This is a genomic window from Dawidia cretensis, assembly GCF_018598175.1.
GTDB classification, from domain to species: domain Bacteria; phylum Bacteroidota; class Bacteroidia; order Cytophagales; family Cyclobacteriaceae; genus Ohtaekwangia; species Ohtaekwangia cretensis.
Genome location: NZ_JAHESE010000019.1, coordinates 14874 through 36606, shown reverse-complemented (window position 1 = coordinate 36606; position 21733 = coordinate 14874). Strand labels below are relative to the sequence as shown.

Sequence of the window (21733 nt, the reverse complement as noted above, 5' to 3'; positions counted from 1 at the left end):
CGGAAATGAGAGTTATAAAAAGTTTGTGCCTGTTTGGTGGTTTGGCGTGGATGATCAGTGCCTGCTTTGAATCGCCTGAGTATCCCAACACGCCCAAAATAGCCTTTGAAGGCGTCTCTTTCCGCGAAGTGAATGGCTCCGACTCGCTGACCCTGTCCATGACGTTCCAGGACGGCGACGGCGACCTGGGTTTGGACGCAAACGACCCGCGCTACCAGGCAGCTCCCTATAATTCGTACACCTATGCGATCAAGAACGGTTCACCAGGTGGATTTGACAACGGAATTGTACCTTTCCGCATTGCCGACGACGACACGCAAGCGCTCGGGCTCGACCGGATCGATTTTATCCGGCCCACGAGCCAAAATCAAGGAATCCTGTTGACGGACAAGGCCCTGGACGATCCGGAGTACTACGCCACCATGCCGGCCGACATCTATCCCAATACCTGTACAACCTATCATTTTGACTCGGTGTACGTGCTGGAGAGCGACAACCTCATCGATGAAACATTTACGGTAAAGAGACGGATTGCCATACAAGGCGACAACCTCCTGAAAGTAGAAGGCCGTTTTGTAGTCGAGCGTAATCCGACCTCGTTCAACATTGAAGTAGGCTTCGAATATTTGCCAAATCCGGATGGTGAATGGACTTCTTACGACTGGACGCGCGATAGTGAATCTAAGATCTGTGCACCGTCTTTTAATGGTCGATTCCCCGTACTCACGCAAGACGACGGATCGTTGGATGGTATCATCCGATACCACATGGTGTCGGAAGGTTTCATCGGCATCTTCGGCATGAGTACACCGTTGCGTCTGACCATCCAGATTCGCGATCGTGCCCTGAATGAAAGTAACACCATTGTCACGCCGCCCTTTACGCTTGCTGAAATCCGACGCTAGCGATAACTGCTCAGCGTATCGCTATGACTGGTACATGGTATATAAAAAATAAGCCGGTTAAACCGGCTTATTTTTTTATCAATATAATGACGGGAATCTATCGGCGTCTGCTTCGTGCATCATTTCATACACGACTTCAAACACACTCTCCGGATTAGGCTTTGTAAAATAATCGCCGTCTGATGCGTAGGCCGGGCGATGCTCGCGCGCGGTAATTGTCACCGGTTTCGCATCGAGGTAACGATAAGCGTTCTGTACCTCGAGCACCTGCTGCATCATAAACGAGCTCGCGCCACCCGGTACATCCTCGTCCGCGAAGACAACGCGGTTGGTTTTCCTGACCGAGTCGGCAATGCGGTGGGTCACGTCAAACGGCAACAGTGTTTGAGCGTCGATCACCTCGCACGAGATGTTGGCTTGCTCTAATGCTTCCGCGGCTTCCATCACTACGCGACACATCGATCCGTAAGTAACGATGGTCACGTCGGTACCCTCGCGGAGTACTTCGGGTACACCCAGGGGTATCGTGAACTCGCCGACGTTATCGGGAATACGCTCTTTGAGGCGATAGCCGTTGAGGCATTCGATAATCACCGCCGGGTCGTCTGCCTTTAACATGGTATTATAAAAACCGGCCGCCTGCGTCATGTTACGGGGGGTGATGATATATATACCGCGCAAGCTATGCAGCAACATGCCAATCTGCGATCCGGCGTGCCATACGCCTTCCAGGCGGTGGCCACGGGTGCGGATAATGAGCGGAGCTTTTTGTCCACCCTTGGTGCGGTATTGCAAGCTCGCCAGGTCGTCTGACAGTGTCGGCAAGGCGTAGATAAAATAATCGAGGTATTGTATTTCGGCAATGGGGCGCAGGCCGCGCAGGGCGGCGCCGATGCCCTGGCCGATGATGGTGCATTCGCGAATGCCGGTATCGGTCACGCGCAGCTCGCCATGTTTGGCTTGCAGGCCGGCAAAGCCCTGGTTTACGTCGCCAATCTTGCCTACGTCTTCGCCAAAGGCCAGCACGCGCGGGTCGCGCGAAAGGGCGGCGTCAAAGCATGCCTGCAGTACTTCGCGTCCGTCTACGATGGACGAATGCTCGGTATACTTGGCCGGAATGATCTCTTGTTTCAGCGCCGACTCATCGGACTCGCTATACAAATGTGAGCTATAGCGGCTGTGGTTGTCGTCTTCGGCCGCGGTCAACCACGCGATGAGCGCGGTCTTGGCATCGTGGCTTTCTTCGCGAAATAAGCGTAATGCTCTTTTCGCGGCACGCATGGTCTCGAGCCGCGTAGCGTTGATAGTCGTCGTCAACTCGTTGCGCAGCAGGGCTATCTCCTCGCTGTTGCGGCTCATGCCTTCGGCTTGTTCGAGAATCGTCGTTACCTGGAGCTGGTCGCGTTTTACATCTTCTGTGAAGGCTTTCCACGCGCGTTCTTTCGCCTGGCGTGCGGTTTGTTTCGCTTCCTTCTCGATATCGTCGAGCTCTTCCGGTAGGATCATGACTTCCTGGACGAGCCACTCACGCATTTTTTTAACGCAATCATGCTCGACCTCCCACGCCAGGCGCTCTTTGGATTTATAGCGCTCGTGCGAACCCGACGTCGAGTGCCCCTGGGGTTGTGTCAGCTCTTCGACGTGCAGCAATACCGGTATATGTTGCTCGCGGCAGATCGTCTCGGCACGCTGGTAGGCCTCCATCAGCGCGGAGTAATCCCAGCCGTTGACGGTAATGATCTCAAAACCGTTTTCGGTTTCGGTGCGCTGCAGACCGGCAAGCATTTTCGAGATGCTACCTTTGGTAGTATGATACTCTTGCGGTACGGAGATGCCATAGCCGTCGTCCCAGATAGAGGTTAGCATGGGCACCTGCAATACACCCGCAGCGTTGATGGCTTCGAAGAACATGCCTTCGGATGTCGAGGCATTCCCAATTGTGCCAAACGCGATCTCGTTGCCGTTAACGGAGAAGTCGGTATAGCGTTGCAGGTCGGGATTGTTGCGGTATAATTTAGAGGCATATGCCAGGCCCAGCAGGCGCGGCATCTGCCCGCCGGTGGGCGATATATCGGCGCTGCTGTTTTTTATATCCGTCAGCTTTCGGAACCGACCGTGCTCGTCGAGCGTGCGGGTGCCGAAGTGGCCCGTCATCAAACGACCTGCTGTGGAAGGATCTGCCACGATGTCGGTATGAGCATATAATTGTGCAAAAAATTGCTGTATGGTAAGCTCACCGATGGCAAACATAAAGGTCTGATCACGGTAATAGCCCGAACGGAAGTCGCCATTGCGAAACACCTTTGCCATCGCAATTTGGGCGAGCTCTTTGCCATCGCCGAAGATACCGAACTTGGCCTTCCCCATAAAGACTTCCTTGCGGCCGAGTATGCTGGCCTCGCGGCTTTCCAACGCCAGGCGATAGTCGGAAAGGATCTCTTTCACTCTCGCCTGTGTGAATCGGGTCTTTGCTTCTTTAATCGCGCTCAAGATTTCCGGATTTTAGTGCTTGTGTTCAGATCAAAAATAGACAATAGTTTTACGTTTCAAAAGCGTTTGACCGACGGGGTCCTTCGCAACTGCTTTTTTTCGATGGCACGAATACAAATTTTATTTCGAGAATAGTTCTTCTCCAACATTTTTCTCGAATGAAAGGAACATTAACAGGCAATTATTCCGATTAAAAATCATCTTTTACCAACTCCCGATTTGTGAGCAGGTGGCTGCTATATTTGCACGAAATTCTAAACCATATCCAAGCATGATCATTGGCGTACCGAAAGAAATCAAGAACAATGAGAACCGTGTCGCGCTGACTCCGGCAGGCACACAGGAACTGGTAAAACGCGGCCATACCGTATATGTCCAAACGACAGCAGGTTCCGGCAGCGGTTTTCAGGATGACGAGTATCAAAAGGCCGGTGCCACGTTGTTGCCCACCGCAGCCGACGTCTTCGCAAAAGCCGAAATGATCATGAAGGTAAAGGAGCCCGTCGAACAAGAGTATAAATTAATCCGCAAAGATCAACTGGTTTTCACCTACTTCCACTTTGCATCGTATGAGCCGCTGGCCAAAGCCATGCTCGAAAGTGGCGCCATCTGTCTCGCATACGAAACGGTAGAACGCGCCGATGGCAGCCTGCCGTTGCTGGTGCCGATGTCGGAAGTAGCCGGTAGAATGTCTATTCAGGAAGGTGCTAAATACCTCGAGAAGCCGCTTAAAGGCCGTGGTATTCTCCTCGGCGGCGTGCCGGGCGTAAAGCCTGCTAAAGTACTGGTATTAGGCGGTGGTGTAGTCGGTACCAACGCTGCGAAGATTGCAGCCGGTATGGGTGCCGATGTAACGATCGTAGACCTCAACCTGACCCGTCTGCGCTACCTGGACGACGTCATGCCCAAGAACGTACACACACTCGTGTCAAACGACTATACCATCCGTGAGGAAGTAAAAGACTCTGACCTTATCATTGGGGGTGTACTGGTGCCCGGTGCAAAAGCGCCCAAACTCATCACCCGCGACATGCTAAAGACGATGCGTCCCGGCACGGTGCTGGTAGACGTAGCGGTGGACCAGGGCGGCTGTATTGAAACGTGCCGTCCGACAACACACGAAGACCCAACCTTTATCATCGACGAGGTCGTGCACTATTGCGTGGCCAACATGCCGGGCGCGGTGCCCTATACCTCTACGCTGGCGCTGACCAATGCTACCCTGCCGTATGCCATCCGGTTGGCAAATCAGGGCTGGAAGAAGGCGTGCCAGGAAAGCCAGGAGCTGCGCCTGGGCTTGAACGTCATTCAAGGGCAAGTGGTGTATAAGGCTGTAGCCGATGCTTTTAATTTGCCTTATACCGACGTAAGCAACTATTTAGCCTAATTGTAAATTAAACAGGCCTGACGTAAGGTAATTCTTACACCTAAAACAAACAGGTCTTCCATAACAAGGGCCTTCCTACTATCAGGAAGGCCTTTTTTGGTCTATTCCCTCCCCTTACGACGTTAGGTTCCGGTACAAATTCCACGTAACCCGCCTTTGGAGGATCGCGTTACATATCCTATTTTTAACGCTTAAATAAATCTGGATAACCCCTCGGCATGGAAATATTCCTTCACGCGGAAACCTGGCTTGCCTTGTTAACGCTAACGTTTTTTGAGATTGTTCTTGGGATTGACAACATCATTTTCATTTCCATTGTTTCAAACCGCTTACCTGCCGAGTACCGGGCCCGTACCCGCAATATTGGCCTGATGCTGGCCATGGGTGTACGTGTCTTACTGCTGCTGACCATCACCTGGGTGATGAAATTTACCCGCCCCCTGTTTGAAGTACCGCACTGGATGGCCGAAGACGGTGCCATCAGCGGTCGTGACCTCATTCTCATCTTTGGTGGTATGTTCCTCATTGCAAAGAGTACGCGCGAGATCAACCACGAGATGGAAGGTGAGGATGAGCTCAGCGCGGAAAGCGGTCAGAAGAAAGTGAACATATCAAATGTTATTGTACAGATCGTATTATTGGATATCATCTTTTCGTTTGACTCCATCCTGACGGCTGTCGGTTTGACCAATGAAATTATCATCATGATCATTGCTGTCGTGCTATCGATCGGTATCATGATGATCTTCTCGGGCAGAATCAGCGAGTTCATCAACCGTCACCCGTCGATGGAGGTGCTGGCCCTGGGCTTCCTGATCCTGATCGGTTTTATGATCTTCCTCGAAGGGCTGGGTAAAGATATTCCGAAAGGATATATATACTTCGCGGTGGTGTTCTCCATGGGGATCGAGATGATTAACATTCGCGCGCGCGGCAAACGCAAGAAAGTCAAAGAAGAGTTTCATGAGTAACGACGCTGCCTTACGCTATCCCATTGGCCGCCACGAAGGCAAAGCCTCGTATACCGCGACTGAAATTACCACGCTGATCGATCGCATCGAGGCTGTGCCTGCGGAGATCGAAAAGCTTTTCAAAGGTCTTTCCCCGCGTCAGTTAGAAACGCCGTATCGCCCCGGTGGATGGACTGCCCGCCAGGTGTTACACCACATTCCCGACAGCCACCTGAACGCCTACATCCGTACCAAGTGGACCCTCACAGAAGATACCCCTACCATCAAGGCGTACGATGAAGTTGCCTGGGCCCAAACCGGTGAGATTGTTGCCGACCCCGCCCTCGCGGTAGCCCTGCTGAAAAGCCTGCACGCCAAGTGGGTGCCCTTGCTGCGTTCGCTACGCGAGCCGGAGCTGCAACGTTCGTTCTTCCATCCGGACTCCGGGAAGCACATTCGCCTCGATCAGTTGATCGCCAGCTATGCATGGCACGGTGAACACCACGCCGGGCACCTTAAGATTGTGGCCGCCTTATCGTAGCACCCGGTGTTATGCCCCTTGTTCCCTACGACCCTCCGTTCTTTCTCTTTAACCGCCACCTGGAAACCATCTTCCCGGCGCTGATGCGCTCGGTAGAGCTTCCTCCCTACACCCGCGAGCGCATCGAAACGCCCGACGGCGACTTTCTCGACCTGGACTGGCTCTCCCGATCCCGACAGATCGGGGGGACCGGCGATGTCGGCATGCGGCCTTTGCTCATCCTCTCGCACGGCCTGGAAGGTGACTCACAACGTCCGTATATCAAGGGCATGGCCAAAGCCTTCCTTCTGCAAGGCTTCGACGTGCTGGCCTGGAATTTCCGCGGCTGTGGGCTGGACATGAACCGCCTGCTGCGCTTTTACCACAGCGGCGCGACGGAAGACCTGGACCTCGTCGTACAGCACGCCATCCAGCAAGGCTATACTCAAATCGACCTGGTCGGCTTTAGCCTCGGGGGCAACCTTACGTTGAAATACCTGGGTGAGAGCGCGCTGCCGCCGGCCGTTCACCGCGCCGCGGTGTTCTCCGTACCGCTCGACCTGTACGATGCCTGCCTGGAAATTTCCAGGCGCGAAAACTGGATCTACGCACGGCGTTTTTTGAAGAGCCTGAAATCGAAGATCACCCGAAAGGCTACACAAATGCAAGGACTCGACACGAGCCGCCTGGAGAACATTCGTACCATTCTTGAGTTTGACGAATATTATACCGCCCCGCTGCACGGCTTTGCCAGTGCATTGGATTATTACGAGCGCAACAGCTCAATCCATTTTCTGGATGGCATACACGTGCCCACGTTAATCGTCAATGCTGTGAACGATCCCTTCCTCGGTAAAAACTCCTTCCCCATGGAAAGACTCGCGAAGCACGCATCGGTCACCTTCGAGTGCATCACGCGGGGTGGCCATGTGGGCTTCGCACAAATCAATAAAAATGGGTTATATTGGAGTGAAGAGCGCGCGTTGCAATTTATCTTGACGTAAATTGCAGACCTAACACCCCCGGCCACTATGATCGATCGCTATAGCATTACTGCGTCTGCCTCTACGCTCAGTGACCGTTTCGGAGTGGACGTGCCTGAATTCTATAAACCGCGCTACAACGCCACCACCACCCAGCTGCTACCCGTCATTACCCATACTGCCCCACAAGGCATTTCTAATTTCTACTGGGGTACCTCGCCGGCATGGGCCAAAAACAAAACCCTTAGCGAGAAGATTGTAAACGTTCGCACGGAAACGATCCTCGAAAAAGCCGCGCAACAAAAGTCGATCATCAAGAATCGGTGTATCGTTCCCGCCGATGGTTTTTATGGCTGGAAGCGCGCGGGTAAAAAGAGCTTTATTCCCTTTCGCTTCGTGCCCCGGGACTCGGGATTGTTTTCATTCGCCGGTACATGGGACGAGTATGAAGATACGGAAGGCAATCAGTTTCATACGTTCTCGGTTATTACCGTGCAAGCGAATTCGCTCGTAGCTTCGGTGCAAGAGCGTATGCCGGTGATCTTAGATCCAAGGGAAGAGGCTGTGTGGCTCAATAAGGAAAGTACAGAGGCAGATCTACTGGGATTGTTGAAGCCTTTAGAAGCAGAATATTTGAACCACTACTCGGTATCACCACGCATTAGTGATAACGCAGCCGACGTGCCGTCGTTGATTATACCAGCACCGCCGTCAGATCAGTTCGGGAATTTGACTTTGTTTGATTAACGGGTATACGCCTGTCTTCAGATTGGTGCCAGAGTGGGCATACCAGGCACGTGTCGTTAGAATCCGTCGTCGCTTTCCTCTTTCTCTTCCGCAGGCGTTTCTTCAGGCTGATCTTCATCAGCCTTCTTCTTCGACTTCTTCTCTTTCTTCTTCTTCGCCGGTTTCTCAGGCTCGTCGGTCTCAGGCTTCGGTTCTTTTTTCTTCTTGCGCTTGAACAGACCTTTCTTCTCCTTCTCCGGTTCAGGTTGCGAAAGTTGAGAATCTACTTGTTTCTGCTGTTCTTCTTCGTCGACGTAGTCGAAGTCGTCGTCGCGCGGTTCGGGTGCTACGACAGAGTCAGCAGGTTGTTCCTTCTGCTTCTTTTTGAAGAGATTCTTAAAGAAGCCACCTTTCTTCTTCGCGGCTTTTTCCTCTTTCGCGGTCTCCGCCTGGCCTAGCTTGGCAAGGCGTACGTCCGGCAATACAAGGTAGTTGCGCAGGTACCACATATAGTTGTCCTGCTCCACGTTGAAGGTAATTTCGGTGACGACATATTTCGGTGTCGATTTTATCATCTTACCGGTAGCCGGGTCGATGTGGGCAGTGTCGGAATATTCGTATCTCAACATCCGTAGCTCCTTGTCTTTGGTAATGACATAGATGCTGTCGCCTTCGGCTTCTTCGGACGTGGTGTCTTGCGGGACGTCTTCGATGTAAATGCTGTCAATGACCGAACGGGCGGCGAGGTCGAGCTCGGCTCCCGGTACAACGCCGTCTTCGCCGTTTAGGCCCAGGCTGTCATATCCTTCCTTCAGAGAGTCGGGTACCTGCACGTAGACATTCTTCATGGGAACGGTCTGCATGCTGCGGATCTTCTTGCGGTACGAGGTAGGCTCGGCAATGAGGTATTTGTTCTTGCTGGCAGTCAGCACTTTGGGGGTGGAATCGTCCTGAAAATAGCTGAATTGCTTGCGTAACGCGTCCTTATCGTAGATGAACGCGCTTTGATACGCAGGGCAGATCATGCGCTGTGTACAAGCAGTCAGGAACAGGCTACAGATGAATAAAACAAAAAATGCCCTCAGCATGAACAGGGTAATTCAAACAAAAATAAAGAATTTACCCATAACTCTCCTGATAGCGTAGGATTTATGGCATTTTGCGCTCGATTCATGCCTTATTTAACGCGATTTGCTGCTTTTTCGTCAGTCCTGACACTACTAAATTGTAAGAATTGTCGACCCACTGCTGTAAAAGGCGGTTAGGAACCGATCCGTCCATGACGACCGTAATCCAGTGTTTTTTGTTCATGTGGTAGCCCGGCTGCACCGCGGCATACTCTTCTTGCAGCAAAACGCCCTGCTCAGGGTCTACTTTCAGGTTGACGCTTTCGAACTGATCGACGTCGGTCAACGCAAACATTTTGCCCATGACCTTGTACACCAGGATGTTCTCACCAAAAGGAAATTCCTCGGTTACCCCCTTCTTGGCGTTGCACCAACGCATAAAGTGCTCCAGGTCCATATTACAGCCGGGGCTTGATGACCAGCTTAAAGATCAGGTATAGCACACCGATCAGGAAAATGGCGATGGACAGTTTATTGACTCCGTGCATCATCTTGATGTTGATGTTACTGGGGCGTGCCGGATCTTTCTTGCGAAAGAAATAATTGCCTACCTCCCCCATACTAAAGAACTCTTTGATACCGCCCCGCTTCTTCGCGGCAGGTGCCGGTGCTTCTGCCTTTACTTTATCGTCCATGATCGTGCTCTTTAGAGTAAAACGTTAGTTCACCTGTTCCTGTTCAATCCAGTCGCCGTGTTCACGGATCAGGTTGATCAACTCATCGACCGCCTCAACGGTCGGCACATTTTTGCGTACGACCTCCCTGCCTTTGTACAATGTAATGCGGCCGGGGCCGGAGCCTACATAGCCATAGTCCGCATCGGCCATTTCGCCAGGTCCATTTACGATGCATCCCATGATACCGATCTTGATACCCTTGAGGTGGCTGGTGCGCACGCGAATGCGGGCCGTGGTCTCCTGCAGGTCGAACAACGTACGTCCACACGAAGGGCAGGATATATACTCGGTTTTCGAGATCCGTGTGCGTGTGGCCTGGAGGATATTAAAGGCAGTATCGTTTACCATTTTGTCGGAGCCGCTGCGTACGATCTCCAGGAAGAGGCCGTCGCCGAGGCCGTCTACCAGCAAGCCGCCGGTGTCGGTGGCTGCATAGAGCTGCAGTTGCTCGCCATTCAGGTCCTGATACTGGCGGCCGATGACGACTGGTACGTCGCAACCCTGGTTGATCAGTTCGACGAACAGCCGGCGCAACGCAGCCATGGCATGGGCATTGTCGGTCGTCGCCAAGAGCACGACCGTAGTGTCTTGCTTCAGCCGTGCCAACAGGGTCTGGTCCATGTCTTCGGGTGTTACGCGCACGAAGTTAAGCACCGGCGATTGTTCCACACCGCGAAGATATTCGGAGACGGGTATTACCGGATAGGTTCTATCTTTCCCGCGCTGCGTCAGCCAGGCGGCGTGGTGGTATAATAATCCCAGCGTGCCGGGTATTTCAAAGTCGACAGCATGATCGCCCAGGAATATATAGTCGCAGGCGGTGTCGGTTATGTTCCATTTATCGAGGGGCACCGAGTATTGATACCCCACCGAAAATAAAGAAGCTGCGGTAATCTTATCGCGTCCCGATAGGTCGGTTATGACGCGGGGCACGGCGTGTGTCCCACCGATGTTAAGTACTTCGCGTGTTACACGGCGGTTGTATTCAAACGGTGTGATGGGATAATGTACGATGGGCGCAATCGGCGCATGGCCGACGCGGTGCTCGTAGCGGGCGGCCAGCTCGCGGGCCACCGGCACTTCGGCTTCAGGCTCTTCAGTGAGCGACACGCGAATGGTATCGCCCAGGCCATCTTCAAGCAAGGTGCCTATACCGACCGACGATTTGATGCGGCCGTCCTCACCATCGCCCGCCTCTGTCACTCCCAGGTGCAACGGATACGGCTTCAGTCCTTCTTCGTCCAGCTTCTGCACCAGCAGGCGGTACGCTTGCACCATTACCTGCGGGTTGCTGGACTTCATGGACAGCACGATGTTGAAGTATTGTTCGTCTTCACAAATACGGAGGAACTCCAATGCCGACTCGACCATGCCCATGGGACTATCGCCATAGCGGCTCATGATCCGGTCTGACAACGAGCCGTGGTTGGTACCGATTCGCATGGCCGTGCCGTGCTCTTTGCAGATGCGGATCAGCGGCAGGAATTTCTCGCGTATGCGGTGCAGCTCGGCCTGGTAGCTGGCTTCGGTGTATTCAATGGTCTCGAAGCGTTTTTTGTCGGCGTAGTTGCCGGGGTTGATCCGCACCTTTTCAACAATGCGGGCTGCCAGCTCGGCAGCGTTGGGTGTAAAGTGAATGTCGGCCACCAGGGGCACTTTGTAGCCGCGCAGGTGCAAGCCTTTACGGATCTCGGCCAGGTTCTGGGCCTCTTTGATGCTGGGGGCCGTAATACGCACATATTCGCACCCGGCGTCGACCATGCGGATCACCTGCGCGATCGAGCCCTGGGTATCCATCGTATCGACGGTCGTCATGGACTGAATGCGAATGGGGTTTATGCCACCCATCGGCACGTCGCCAATGTTCACTTCCAGGGTCTGGCGCCGGCTGTACTGCACCAGGCTGTTACAATATTGCTTTAAAGCATCAATAGACTGATTCACACACGCTGATTTTAGGGCAAAGGTAGGGAAAAAGACGTCGTTACAGGTCGCCCAGGATGGGTCTGATGACGATTTCCTCCACTACACTCCGGTGAGACAACGCATAGGCGCCATAGACAGTTTCAGCAACATCTTCCACCTTCATAAAACGTTCGTCGGGAAGGTCCGTGCCGTCCCAGCTGGCTGTACGGGTAGCCCCGGGAATGACCGCCGTTACGCGGATGTTATGCGGCATCATCTCCTCGCGCAGGCATTTGGTAAAGCCCAGCAGGGCAAATTTACTGATGGCATACGACCCGCCATTGGGGTATGCCTTGATGCTGGCCACGGAGCAGATGTTAAAAATATGGCCCAGCCGATTGCGTTTCATATCCTGGATCAGCCCGCGTGTCGTGCGGTAGGCGCTGTAGAGGTTGGCGTGGATCATGCTCTCCAGGGTACCCTCCGGCTCGGTGGCAATGTCGCCGGGAATGAAGTAGCCCGCATTGTTTACCAACACCTCCAGCGGCTGGCCTAGCTGCTGAACAAACGTACAAAATGCCTTTACCTGGTCTTTGTCTGACATGTCACCCAGCTTGACATGTACCGTAATGCCAGGGTGCGCTGCCTCTACCGCTGCCTTCAGTTGACGCAGGTCCTCGTCGTGGCGGGCACACGTCGCAATATCAAATCCGTTGGCGGCAAATTTCTCGATCACGGCCCGCCCTATTCCCTTGGTTCCGCCGGTCACGGCAATCAGTCTGTTCATGATATTTTTATTCTATCTTTAGCCCAAGATAAAAGATTGCGTTTGTTTTATTGCAGCTATGATCACGGAGATTGGTAAGTACTTCATGTTTCTCGGTACGATGCTCGTGCGCCGGGAATCTTTTAAAACATATTACAAGCTTATACTGGAAGAATGTGTCTCCGTTGGCATCGGGTCCGTGTTTCTGGTGGCCCTGGTGTCAACGTTTATGGGCGCTGTAACAACGGTGCAGACGGCGTTCAACATGGTGAGTGACTTTATTCCCGATTATGTGATCTCGCAGGTGGTGCGCGAAATGATCGTGCTGGAATTGGCGCCCACCATCATTGCCGTGATCTTCGCCGGTAAAGTTGGCTCGGCCATGGCCAGCGGCCTGGGCACGATGCGCATTACCGAACAGATCGACGCACTGGAGGTGATGGGCATTAACTCGATCTCGTACCTGGTGCTGCCCAAGATCATCGCCTCCCTCATGATGTATCCGCTGCTGGTGGTCGTCGCTGGCGTCTGCGGCATGGTGGGCGGATACCTGGCCGGTACACTCACCGGCATCATCTCGCCGAACGATTACGTGTTGGGGCTGCGCTCCAGCTACAATGAATTTACCGTCATCTTTGCGCTTATCAAGTCCGTGGTGTTTGCGTTCCTGGTGTCGTCTATCTCCTCGTACAAAGGTTATAACACCCAGGGCGGCGCCCTGGAAGTGGGTGTGTCCAGCACCCAGGCTGTTACCAGCAGTGTAATTGCCGTGCTGGTAGCCGACTATTTACTGGCCCAACTTTTACTCTCCAAATGATCAAGATCGACAATATAACCAAGTCGTTCGGCGAGAAAGTCGTACTGAACGGTGTGAGTGGTGTTTTTGAAAAAGGTAAACCCAACCTGTTGATTGGCGCCTCGGGTACCGGCAAAAGTGTATTGCTGAAATGTATTGTCGGACTGGTGATGCCCGACAAAGGCGAAGTATTTTATGACGAGCGTCCCTTTTATGCGAGCGACCGCGACGTCAAAACGGATATCCGCCGCGAGATGGGCATGCTCTTTCAAGGCGGGGCATTGTTTGACTCCAAAACGGTGGAACAAAACGTAATGTTTCCCCTTGACGTTCTGACCAATATGCCCCTCGACGAAAAGATGGACCGCGTCAACATCTGTTTAAAGCGGGTAAGCCTCGAGAACTCCAACAAAAAGATGCCTTCTGAGATCAGCGGGGGCATGAAGAAACGCGTGGGCATCGCGCGGGCGATTGTTAACAATCCCAACTACCTGTTTTGCGACGAGCCCAACTCCGGCCTCGACCCGCAGACGTCAGTGTTGATTGACGAGTTGATCCAGGACATCTCCGAAGAGTATGACATCACCACCATTGTCGTAACCCACGACATGAACTCCGTGATGGGTATTGGCGAAAAAATTATGTTCATCTACAAAGGCCAGAACCTGTGGGTGGGTACCAAGAACGACATCACCCACTCCGGCGTGCAGGAGCTGGACGACTTCATCTTCGCTAACAAGGTGATGCGCAGCCTGCGCCAGCAGCAGTAACAGCCCCTACCCTTTCTTACGAAACACCAGGTCGGTCTGCTCAATCGCTACCACGCGGCTATATAACTCTTTCAGATAGTGGTATTCTTCCGAGGAATAAACTGCTTTCTTCAGCTGCATGGAATTGTGCAGGCTAAGCCGGTTGACATTCTGTTGAATATCAAACAGGAAGCGGCCGCCGTCGTTTGGTAACGACAGGCCCACTTTTGCAGGAGGATCTACCAGCTCGTAGCTCTCGGGAAAGTTCATGGTAAAGACCAGTGTCCTTTCAATGGCCACACCAAAGTCGACCGGATACAAACGCTCTACAGACTTAAACGGATTCTCCCGACGCTTCCACGCAATAAAAGGACTGAACAGAAATCCCTTCGCATTCGACTGATCGAACACCTGGAAGGTCAGCTCCATTTTCTCGATCAGCGGCTTTTCAATTTCTTCTTTGCCCACCGCTTCATACTTCACAACCTCTACACCGGGATAGTCGGTACCAAAGTCTTTGAGGTATTCCTCCTGGTTGGTAAACTCCGACATTTCTATTCTCTTGTAGAGGGCGGCGTAGCCGGTATACGTGGTTTGCAACGTACCCTTTAGCATACCGTTGGGCAATAACGTCACGTCTACCACCTGGATTTTTTTCGATTTGTCAGAAGGCTTCAATTCATACCAATACGATTCCTTCTCCGCCATGACTCGCCCCTTGCCGTTCAGGCAACGGTCGGGCAACATGCCAAAAGGCAGATGGGGTATGGTCGCGTCGAGCAAGTACGACTTGCCCTCGATATTGACCTTGGCTACAACATAATTAAAATCACTCATCACCGGGTGTATGTCGGTGGGCAGACCGTGGTTGCGGGTGGAGAGAATCAGGGGTTCTACATCCACTTTGGCATACCGCAGGGCGGCGATGAGCGACAAATTGATATCGCCAATATTGCCTGTTTTCTTTTCGTACGCCTTGCGAATGCCAAACTCGGCCACGCATCCGTAGGTGTCGTTCCAGGAATACCGGCGTTTGATATGATCGTATACCTGCCGGGCGCGCACGAGTGGATCTTTCTCTATCAATACGGCGGCGGCCGTCGACTCGTCCAGTACGTGCCGCCCTGACTTTAACTGCCCACCAAATTCATCGTCGCGTCGCAGCTCCTCCTCTACATCTTTCCATTCTTTGGTAAACTTGTCTTTACGCCCATCAAAATACTGCACCTCGGACAATTCGAAATTGATGCAGGACAAAAAGTTGACCTTCGCGGTCATATACTCCTCTTCATGAAAGGCTGGAATGTCTTTCATGGCCCATTTATACCGGGCACAGTCAGCACGACCGCCCCCCGGGGCAAAGCAATCCTTAACCACTTCGCCTTCTTCCATATCCAGCTTCAGGAAACCGCGCAGGGTGATATTAAACCTATAGTTTCCCGGGATGGAAGCCCAGTACTCGCTGTAGATCTTCGGTATGTCGGACTGAAACTCCCAATCGCGGAAGTTGAAGAGAAACGGCGACTCCAATATATAGCTATACTCGATCACGGTTCCTTGTTGTACATTGGGAATAGCAAACTTGGTTGCATTCCAATATTGATTGAGGTCCTGTTTAAATACATTCTTGGGATCAAACCGGGTCTCTTTCATGGACCCGTTCTCGTAGTTATACGCGGATGCGCGAATCTTGCGCACGGTTTCCTTCCGGGAATCGTTGTGACGGAGGGGTATCTCAATATTTGCCAGGCGTATGCCACTTTTCTTCAGGATCTTAATACGCACATGGTACTCTAACAACAGGTTGTAGTCGTTACCGTTGTCTATGTAAGCTTCACCAAATTCCTGGAGCACAACGGCCTCGGCAGTGGTGTCCTTTTCATACCGCTTCATGTCCAGCTCGCGATAGGTCGTCTTACCATATTCAAAGCCGTGGTCCTGAGCGGTCGCTGCCAGACCGATATAAACCAACATCAACGCAAGGAAAAATCGGGTGTACATATATGACTAAAAAACTGTTAGTAAAATTCCTTCAAGATAAAAGTTTAATACCTTTCGCGCATGAAAATCGGACTGCTTTCGGACACACATGGCTACTTCGACCCGGCCGTCTTCCGACATTTTGAATCATGCGACGAGCTCTGGCACGCGGGGGATCTTGGCGACGGCGTACTGGACCGGCTGCAAGCATTCTGCCCGGTGCGGGCCGTATTCGGAAACATCGACAGCCGTGCCCTGCAAACATCGCTGCCTGAAGATCTATTCTTTACATGCGAAGGCGTAAACATTTGGATGACCCATATTGGTGGGGTACCACCTAACTACAACCCACGCGTAAAAAAGATTCTGAAGTCCCGCACGCCGCCTGATATCTTCATCTGCGGTCACTCGCACATCCTGCGGATAAAGCGCGACCCCGGCTTTAACAACATGCTTTATATCAACCCAGGCGCGGCTGGTAATCACGGCTTTCATGCCATCAAGACGCTGGTGCGATTCACGATCGACAATGGTCAAATCGGTAACATGGAAGTGATTGAGCTGGGCAAACGCGGTGCCCTAACGCCAGTTGAATAGAAGTTATCAGAAACGATAGGCCAGGGCAATGCCGCTGCCTTTCAGGTTCATGGATACGGATTCGGCGTCCTGCCGTTCCAGTGCACGGTTATATTTCTTGGCACCTTTCGCCCACAGAATAACACCGGGTACAGCCAGGCCCGTACCACCCACCATCATTAGAATACCCAGCGCCGCCTTCGGGTCCCCTTCTTCGTAGGTAGTGCCGTTGTAAGTATTGTAATTGTAATAATTTTCGTCTGCATTGCCATAAACAATGATACCGCCGACGAGCATGCCCGCGCCAAGAATGGTCATGATACGACCTGCGTTGCGCATACGCTCACCCGGTAAACGGGCTGCATGATATTCACCCAGTCCGTCAAAAGCTTGCACCTTTTGTACGATTGGGCTTACCGTGTACACAGAAGAAGTGAAAGATGTGCTTGTCGAAGTGCTCGCCAACAGACCGTAGTCAGCTTGTGCGGATGCCTGCAAACCAAACAAGGTCAGCAATACCGCGAGGGTTAACGTGTATTTCATAACTATTACTGAATACGGAACGGCAAACGATGGTAAGCTGGTGCTTACTATACGTATTGGTTGAGCATAACCGGCATCACCAGCATGAGGATGTCCTCACTCTCGTCTTTCTCCACCGGCAGGATCACACCAGCCTTGTTGGGGGCTGACATGGTCAGTCGAATCTTGTCAGAGTCGCAATTGGTCAACATTTCGATCAGGAATTTAGCGTTGAATCCGATCTCGATGTCTTCACCGTCATGCTCGCAAGAGAGTCGTTCGTTCGCTTCGTTAGAGAAATCAAGATCTTCGGCCGAGATCTGCAGCTCGCTGCCAGTGATCTTCAGACGTACCTGATGGGTCGTTTTATTCGCGTAAATCGAAATACGCTTCAGCGCGCCGAGCAGGTCGTTGCGCTCGATCGTCATCGTGATGTTGTTGGCCGTGGGGATTACGTTGTCGTAGTCCGGGAAACGCTCATCGATCAGGCGGCAGATCATTTTGATGTTGCCAAACTTAAAGAAGGCGTTTGACATGTTGAAGTTCAGGCTTACGTCAGTGTTTTCCGACGGCAGCGTCGCCTTCAGCAGGTTCAGGGCCTTGCGGGGGATAATGATGGAGTTACCGTTTTCCGACTTCACGTCGGCGCGGCGGTAGCGCACCAGGCGGTGGCCGTCGGTAGCTACGAAAGTAGTGTTCTTTTCACCCAGGTTGACGTATACACCCGTCATAGCCGGGCGAAGCTCGTCATTGCTGGTAGCGAAAATGGTATTGTTTACGGCACGAGACAGAACTTCTGTTGAAATCTCCGCGCTAAAGTCATTTGAAACCACTGGCACTTTCGGGAAATCCGTCGCATTCTCACCCGACAGCTTGTAACGGCCGTTGTCGGAAATGATCTCGACGCTGTACGTCGACTCATCGATCGAGAATGTTACGGGCTGCTCGGGCAGGTTTTTGAGCGTATCCAACAGGATACGAGCCGGCACGGCAATATTACCCTTCTCTTTAGATTCCACTTGAATCTCGGTGATCATGGACGTCTGAAGGTCAGACGCCGTTACCGTTAATCCACCTTTCTCCAGTTCAAACAAAAAGTTCTCCAGAATGGGTACAACCGGGTTGGTGGTAATCACACCATTGATATTAGAGAGTTGCTTAAGCAGGTAAGCAGAGTTAACAATAAACTTCATTCTAGTAAAGTAAAAAGTGGTTAGTTCTAAAGCGGGGACAAAGTTATAAAGAAAACTGAATAATAAAACGGGTCGGAAAATGCAAAAAAACCCGGACAATTTGAATTATTCCTTCGAAAAAAATGCTTTTGGCTGGATTAACGACAATAGATCGCTTTCGCGAAAAACAGCCCAGTCACGCCCGTCGATCCTCCCAATGAGCGGGACAGCCTTGGCAGAAGCTTCATTAGAGGAACGCCGGAACGGAAAGAGCTCCAGCGTATACGCGGTCCCACCCACGTCCTTTACCTCGATAAAAAATAGCGGTGCCATTTTACCCAGGCTGTCAAGTGCGGGCGAAGGAGTCTGATATTCTTGCACTTGCAGCAACGACACGGCGTCCAGGTAGTTATTGAGCTTGGCGGTATCGGTCTGCTCTAATGCGAGTCCGCGAATGCCAAAATACTGGTGGTCATCCAGCTCAACGCGAAACCCCGCGGTCTCTTTTCCCGGGTACTGTGCCACCAGGCTGCTGAAATTGCGCCAGTTAAATCCAAACACATACCGGCTGCGCCACCCCTGCCCATCCAATTCAAAAATGCCCGCGGTGTAAACCCGGTACCCGGGAATGGTCACAATGTAAGGCGTCTCGCCGGGGCGCATAAAATATGCCTGTGTCTTTTGACGATTGCCACCAGCATAAAACACATCAGTCTTTTCGCCACCCGAGATAAGAGTCACTTCAACACCCTCCTTTACCAGTTTTGTAGCAATCGAGTCTTGCTGGGAAACGGCCACCGGGCGTCGCGGCTCGGCTTGGCGCAGGGTAGCAAACAATACATCGATCATGCCCCGGTCGGCATCGAACCGATCGTTTACCCGCCACTGCGACCCACTGAATTTAAGTTGCGTCGCACCAGCAGCCGAACGAAGCACCACTTCGTTGATAGTCGTCAGGTCGGCCGTCTTAAAAAGATCTTTGTTGACGGTAGGAGCCTCTCCACGACTGTTGAGCCAAAGCATACCCGCCGTTGCCAGTAGCAATGCCACCAGCGAAATAAGCCGTTGTTTGTTTTTCTTCTCCTGCATCATCCGAATCGCGCAAATTTTTTCTTCCGCCAATACATACGCACGACACCAAAGATCGTCAGCAACACCAGCGGCACCACCAGGTTCAGGATTTGCCAGGTAACACGCTCCTGCTTCACCTTTTCCCGATCCAACGGACGGATCTTAATTTGTTTACTGCGCGCCTGAATAAGCCCCTGCTCATCGACGAGGTATGCCACAGCATTCATTAGCAAGTCGCGGTTTGCAAAAATATAGTTCGTGAACGGATAGAATCCCAGCGGCTGCGGCTGATGATTCCGCGGGTTCACTTCGTTCATCGCCAGGTCGGCGTCGGCCAGCACCACCAGCCGCGTCGGAACGCTGTGATCCCGGAACGTTTCTTTTGTCTCGCCGTCGGGCAAGAACCGGTTTTTGTACAGGGATGTAAAGGAGCCCTCCAACAAATAGCCCACCGGCACACCGTCTTTGGAAAAATCTTCGGGGCGTACATCCTGACGGAGCGCATTCGCGCTGATGTTTACCGGGGCCATCACCGTACGGGTTTGTGCGGACGTAAACAGCAGCGGCGTCTTCTTCACACCCGGCGCCTTGACCGTGTCGATGCTGCTGATAAAACGCGTCACCACGGCATCGAGATTACGGGTGATGGGGTGATCTGCGTAGCGATTGATCAGCGGGAAGAACGGCCACTCCATCATCTGCATTTGCGGCTTGCCGCCGGCCTGACCGGTTACGATGGGGTACTGCGCCGCCTGCAAGTCTTGTACCAGGTCGGGGTTGATCCGTACGCCGTATTTAAACAATTGGTCGTCGAGGTTCTCGGCATAGGGCAATGCCAGATAGCCTGCTACAGCAGCACTGTCCATGCGGGCGTTGAGCCGGTCGATCAGGAACAATACTTTGCCGCCTTGCATGATATATTGATCCAACCGATATTTTTCTTGTTCGGAGAAAGCCGTGACCGGACGTACGATCACCAGGGCATCATAGCTCTCCGGCGACGGCGTTGTCACGAGGCTTACACCACGTTCCACTTCGTATACCTGGCCCAGGTCGCGGTACAGACTTACAACCTGCATACTGTCAGCCTCCCCGTGACCACGCAGAAAGCCGATGCGCTTGCGGTCGGTATTGGTCAGCGTATATAATGCATTGATCAGTTCGTACTCGACCGTTTCGATGGATTGATTGATGCGTTCGTCGGATGTGCGGGCGGTGCTACCTTTCAACAACATGACGCCGGTTTCCATACCGCCGGCGGCAATGACAGCGCCGGGAAAGATGATCTTCTCCACACGCTGGCCATCGCGTGTATCGATCACGTTCGTAGGTTGAATACCGCGTTGCGCCAGGTCGGCCATAAACTCCGACTGGGCCTTCTCACTGCCCGCGGCCTGCGGGTTCGTAAAGGTGATGTGTAGCTTGCCGGGGGCATATACCCGGAATTCGTCCAGCGTCTCACGAATGGTTTTCTGAAAGCGTCGGAAGCCGGCGTTCAATTCACCCTCCAGGTACGCTTCGATGTATACATCATCTTCCAGCGCGCGCAGAATGGCTTTGGTTTGAGGCTTGATGCTATACCGTTTCTCTTCGGTCAGGTCCACCCGGAAGAAATACCGGGAGGCCACCAGGTTAACCAGCAACACCAACACCACGGCATTGGCCAGTAACAAGAAATCGCCCGTCTTTCTGCTTTTCCAGTTTACCATTGCCTGCTTCCGATAATGAGTTTGGTGATGGATAACAACAGGAATATGACACTGCCGAAGTACAGCAGGTCGCGGCTGTCGATCAGTCCTTTGCTTAACGACTCGTAGTGATACACGATGCCTAGCTGGCGGATCAAAAGCGTGTTGGCCGACCAGACATCGAGTGTCGCCAGCGAGTCAAATCCGGAGAATAGTACAAAGCACAGGAACGCTGCCACGATAAAGGCAACGATCTGGTTAGGCGTGATGGAGGATGCGAGGATACCCGCCGCGCAAAATACCGCACCCAACAACGCCAGGCCTATGTACGACCCGGCAATGCCGGCCGTGTCGAGGTTACCCGGCGGATTACCCAACTGGTATACCGACACATAGTACAGCAAGGTCGGCAGCAAGGACACCAGTACCAGGGCAAAGCCCGCGAGATACTTGCCCAGGATGATGTCCCAGTCGCGCAGTGGTTTGGTCATGAGCAGCTCGAGCGTACCGGCTTTGCGTTCTTCGGCAAAGCTGCGCATGGTGATGGCGGGAATGAGGAAGATAAAAACATACGGCCCCATGGAGAACAACGTATCCATGTCGGCATAGCCGTACTCGAGCACAGAAGTCTCGGGGAAAAACCACATGAACAACCCAATCACCGTCAAGAAGGCGCCGATCACCAAATACGCGATCAGGGAGTTCAGGAAGCTGCTGAATTCTTTAGAGAGGACCTGGAGCAT

The 21733-nt window shown here is 52.6% G+C and carries 21 protein-coding genes; 9 read left to right on the top strand and 12 right to left on the bottom strand.

Translation table 11 applies throughout. The features are described from left to right. Nucleotides 1-5 precede the first annotated feature (5 nt). The gene (locus KK062_RS17650; protein ID WP_254085657.1) at nucleotides 6-905 is read left to right on the top strand and encodes a hypothetical protein; all 900 of its coding nucleotides are present in this window, start codon (nucleotides 6-8) and stop codon (nucleotides 903-905) included. Between the two features lie 78 nt (nucleotides 906-983). Here KK062_RS17650 and KK062_RS17645 read toward each other — a convergent pair whose 3' ends face one another. Further along, a complete protein-coding gene (locus KK062_RS17645; RefSeq protein ID WP_254085656.1) occupies nucleotides 984-3395 on the bottom strand; it encodes an alpha-ketoacid dehydrogenase subunit alpha/beta in 2412 nt (803 codons plus the stop codon). 271 nt (nucleotides 3396-3666) lie between these two features. Here KK062_RS17645 and ald point away from each other — a divergent pair, with 271 nt between their 5' ends. The 5 genes from ald to KK062_RS17620 all read left to right on the top strand — a co-directional run bounded on the left by ald (nucleotide 3667) and on the right by KK062_RS17620 (nucleotide 7982). Further along, entirely contained in the window at nucleotides 3667-4782 is a 1116-nt protein-coding gene (gene ald / locus KK062_RS17640; protein WP_254085655.1) for an alanine dehydrogenase, read from the top strand. Nucleotides 4783-5000: 218 nt separating this feature from the next. Next, nucleotides 5001-5753, top strand: coding sequence for a TerC family protein (locus KK062_RS17635; RefSeq protein WP_254085654.1), 753 nt, complete (start codon nucleotides 5001-5003; stop codon nucleotides 5751-5753). Continuing rightward, the gene (locus KK062_RS17630) at nucleotides 5746-6273 is read left to right on the top strand and encodes a YfiT family bacillithiol transferase (RefSeq protein ID WP_254085653.1); all 528 of its coding nucleotides are present in this window, start codon (nucleotides 5746-5748) and stop codon (nucleotides 6271-6273) included. The genes KK062_RS17635 and KK062_RS17630 overlap by 8 nt, the downstream gene beginning before the upstream one ends. Before the next feature lie 11 nt (nucleotides 6274-6284). Continuing rightward, nucleotides 6285-7256, top strand: a complete 972-nt coding sequence (locus KK062_RS17625; protein WP_254085652.1) for a YheT family hydrolase — start codon at nucleotides 6285-6287, stop codon at nucleotides 7254-7256. Nucleotides 7257-7283: 27 nt separating this feature from the next. Next, complete coding sequence (locus KK062_RS17620) at nucleotides 7284-7982, top strand: SOS response-associated peptidase (RefSeq protein ID WP_254085651.1); 699 nt, start codon at nucleotides 7284-7286, stop codon at nucleotides 7980-7982. Nucleotides 7983-8038: 56 nt separating this feature from the next. Here KK062_RS17620 and KK062_RS17615 read toward each other — a convergent pair whose 3' ends face one another. The 5 genes from KK062_RS17615 to KK062_RS17595 form a co-directional block, all read right to left on the bottom strand. Further along, the gene (locus KK062_RS17615; RefSeq protein WP_254085650.1) at nucleotides 8039-9049 is read right to left on the bottom strand and encodes a hypothetical protein; all 1011 of its coding nucleotides are present in this window, start codon (nucleotides 9047-9049) and stop codon (nucleotides 8039-8041) included. 82 nt (nucleotides 9050-9131) lie between these two features. Further along, nucleotides 9132-9485 carry an MmcQ/YjbR family DNA-binding protein gene (locus tag KK062_RS17610; RefSeq protein WP_254085649.1) on the bottom strand — a complete coding sequence of 118 codons (354 nt, stop codon included), beginning with the start codon at nucleotides 9483-9485 and terminating at the stop codon, nucleotides 9132-9134. A 1-nt stretch (nucleotide 9486) separates the two neighbouring features. Next, nucleotides 9487-9723: a DUF6728 family protein gene (locus KK062_RS17605; RefSeq protein ID WP_254085648.1), complete on the bottom strand. Its 237-nt coding sequence runs from the start codon at nucleotides 9721-9723 to the stop codon at nucleotides 9487-9489. A gap of 24 nt (nucleotides 9724-9747) precedes the next feature. Beyond that, nucleotides 9748-11709 (bottom strand): (E)-4-hydroxy-3-methylbut-2-enyl-diphosphate synthase, encoded by a 1962-nt coding sequence (gene ispG / locus KK062_RS17600; RefSeq protein WP_254085647.1) that lies wholly within the window; start codon nucleotides 11707-11709, stop codon nucleotides 9748-9750. Nucleotides 11710-11749: 40 nt separating this feature from the next. Next, nucleotides 11750-12457, bottom strand: a complete 708-nt coding sequence (locus KK062_RS17595) for an SDR family NAD(P)-dependent oxidoreductase (RefSeq protein ID WP_254085646.1) — start codon at nucleotides 12455-12457, stop codon at nucleotides 11750-11752. Between the two features lie 61 nt (nucleotides 12458-12518). Between KK062_RS17595 and KK062_RS17590 the strand changes: the two genes are divergently transcribed. Then, on the top strand, nucleotides 12519-13253 hold the full coding sequence (locus KK062_RS17590; RefSeq protein WP_254085715.1) for an MlaE family ABC transporter permease: 735 nt from the start codon (nucleotides 12519-12521) through the stop codon (nucleotides 13251-13253). Continuing rightward, complete coding sequence (locus KK062_RS17585) at nucleotides 13250-14002, top strand: ABC transporter ATP-binding protein (protein WP_254085645.1); 753 nt, start codon at nucleotides 13250-13252, stop codon at nucleotides 14000-14002. Before KK062_RS17590 ends, KK062_RS17585 begins: the two co-directional genes overlap by 4 nt. Before the next feature lie 6 nt (nucleotides 14003-14008). On the opposite strand, the gene KK062_RS17580 is transcribed toward KK062_RS17585, so the two are convergent. Next, complete coding sequence (locus KK062_RS17580; RefSeq protein ID WP_254085644.1) at nucleotides 14009-15982, bottom strand: DUF3858 domain-containing protein; 1974 nt, start codon at nucleotides 15980-15982, stop codon at nucleotides 14009-14011. 60 nt (nucleotides 15983-16042) lie between these two features. On the opposite strand from KK062_RS17580, the gene KK062_RS17575 reads away from it, so the two are divergent. Beyond that, a complete protein-coding gene (locus tag KK062_RS17575; RefSeq protein ID WP_254085643.1) occupies nucleotides 16043-16558 on the top strand; it encodes a metallophosphoesterase family protein in 516 nt (171 codons plus the stop codon). 6 nt (nucleotides 16559-16564) lie between these two features. On the opposite strand, the gene KK062_RS17570 is transcribed toward KK062_RS17575, so the two are convergent. From KK062_RS17570 to gldF, 5 genes are all read right to left on the bottom strand, one after another. Continuing rightward, the gene (locus tag KK062_RS17570; protein WP_254085642.1) at nucleotides 16565-17080 is read right to left on the bottom strand and encodes a hypothetical protein; all 516 of its coding nucleotides are present in this window, start codon (nucleotides 17078-17080) and stop codon (nucleotides 16565-16567) included. Nucleotides 17081-17127: 47 nt separating this feature from the next. Further along, entirely contained in the window at nucleotides 17128-18252 is a 1125-nt protein-coding gene (dnaN, locus tag KK062_RS17565) for a DNA polymerase III subunit beta (RefSeq protein ID WP_254085641.1), read from the bottom strand. A 105-nt stretch (nucleotides 18253-18357) separates the two neighbouring features. Then, nucleotides 18358-19323 carry a DUF4340 domain-containing protein gene (locus KK062_RS17560; protein ID WP_254085640.1) on the bottom strand — a complete coding sequence of 322 codons (966 nt, stop codon included), beginning with the start codon at nucleotides 19321-19323 and terminating at the stop codon, nucleotides 18358-18360. Beyond that, nucleotides 19320-21011, bottom strand: coding sequence for a gliding motility-associated ABC transporter substrate-binding protein GldG (gene gldG / locus KK062_RS17555; RefSeq protein ID WP_254085639.1), 1692 nt, complete (start codon nucleotides 21009-21011; stop codon nucleotides 19320-19322). Before gldG ends, KK062_RS17560 begins: the two co-directional genes overlap by 4 nt. After that, complete coding sequence (gldF, locus tag KK062_RS17550; protein ID WP_254085638.1) at nucleotides 21005-21733, bottom strand: gliding motility-associated ABC transporter permease subunit GldF; 729 nt, start codon at nucleotides 21731-21733, stop codon at nucleotides 21005-21007. The genes gldG and gldF overlap by 7 nt, the downstream gene beginning before the upstream one ends.

Coding starts and splice junctions, on each gene's coding strand:
- KK062_RS17615 (WP_254085650.1), bottom strand. CDS start 9,049: ATGCTGAGGGCATTTTTTGTTTTATTCATCTGTAGCCTGTTCCTGACT.
- KK062_RS17570 (WP_254085642.1), bottom strand. CDS start 17,080: ATGAAATACACGTTAACCCTCGCGGTATTGCTGACCTTGTTTGGTTTG.
- KK062_RS17605 (WP_254085648.1), bottom strand. CDS start 9,723: ATGGACGATAAAGTAAAGGCAGAAGCACCGGCACCTGCCGCGAAGAAG.
- KK062_RS17650 (WP_254085657.1), top strand. CDS start 6: ATGAGAGTTATAAAAAGTTTGTGCCTGTTTGGTGGTTTGGCGTGGATG.
- KK062_RS17580 (WP_254085644.1), bottom strand. CDS start 15,982: ATGTACACCCGATTTTTCCTTGCGTTGATGTTGGTTTATATCGGTCTG.
- KK062_RS17620 (WP_254085651.1), top strand. CDS start 7,284: ATGATCGATCGCTATAGCATTACTGCGTCTGCCTCTACGCTCAGTGAC.
- KK062_RS17585 (WP_254085645.1), top strand. CDS start 13,250: ATGATCAAGATCGACAATATAACCAAGTCGTTCGGCGAGAAAGTCGTA.
- KK062_RS17560 (WP_254085640.1), bottom strand. CDS start 19,323: ATGATGCAGGAGAAGAAAAACAAACAACGGCTTATTTCGCTGGTGGCA.
- gldG (WP_254085639.1), bottom strand. CDS start 21,011: ATGGTAAACTGGAAAAGCAGAAAGACGGGCGATTTCTTGTTACTGGCC.
- gldF (WP_254085638.1), bottom strand. CDS start 21,733: ATGCTCCAGGTCCTCTCTAAAGAATTCAGCAGCTTCCTGAACTCCCTG.
- KK062_RS17630 (WP_254085653.1), top strand. CDS start 5,746: ATGAGTAACGACGCTGCCTTACGCTATCCCATTGGCCGCCACGAAGGC.
- KK062_RS17575 (WP_254085643.1), top strand. CDS start 16,043: ATGAAAATCGGACTGCTTTCGGACACACATGGCTACTTCGACCCGGCC.
- dnaN (WP_254085641.1), bottom strand. CDS start 18,252: ATGAAGTTTATTGTTAACTCTGCTTACCTGCTTAAGCAACTCTCTAAT.
- ald (WP_254085655.1), top strand. CDS start 3,667: ATGATCATTGGCGTACCGAAAGAAATCAAGAACAATGAGAACCGTGTC.
- KK062_RS17610 (WP_254085649.1), bottom strand. CDS start 9,485: ATGGACCTGGAGCACTTTATGCGTTGGTGCAACGCCAAGAAGGGGGTA.
- KK062_RS17635 (WP_254085654.1), top strand. CDS start 5,001: ATGGAAATATTCCTTCACGCGGAAACCTGGCTTGCCTTGTTAACGCTA.
- KK062_RS17625 (WP_254085652.1), top strand. CDS start 6,285: ATGCCCCTTGTTCCCTACGACCCTCCGTTCTTTCTCTTTAACCGCCAC.
- KK062_RS17595 (WP_254085646.1), bottom strand. CDS start 12,457: ATGAACAGACTGATTGCCGTGACCGGCGGAACCAAGGGAATAGGGCGG.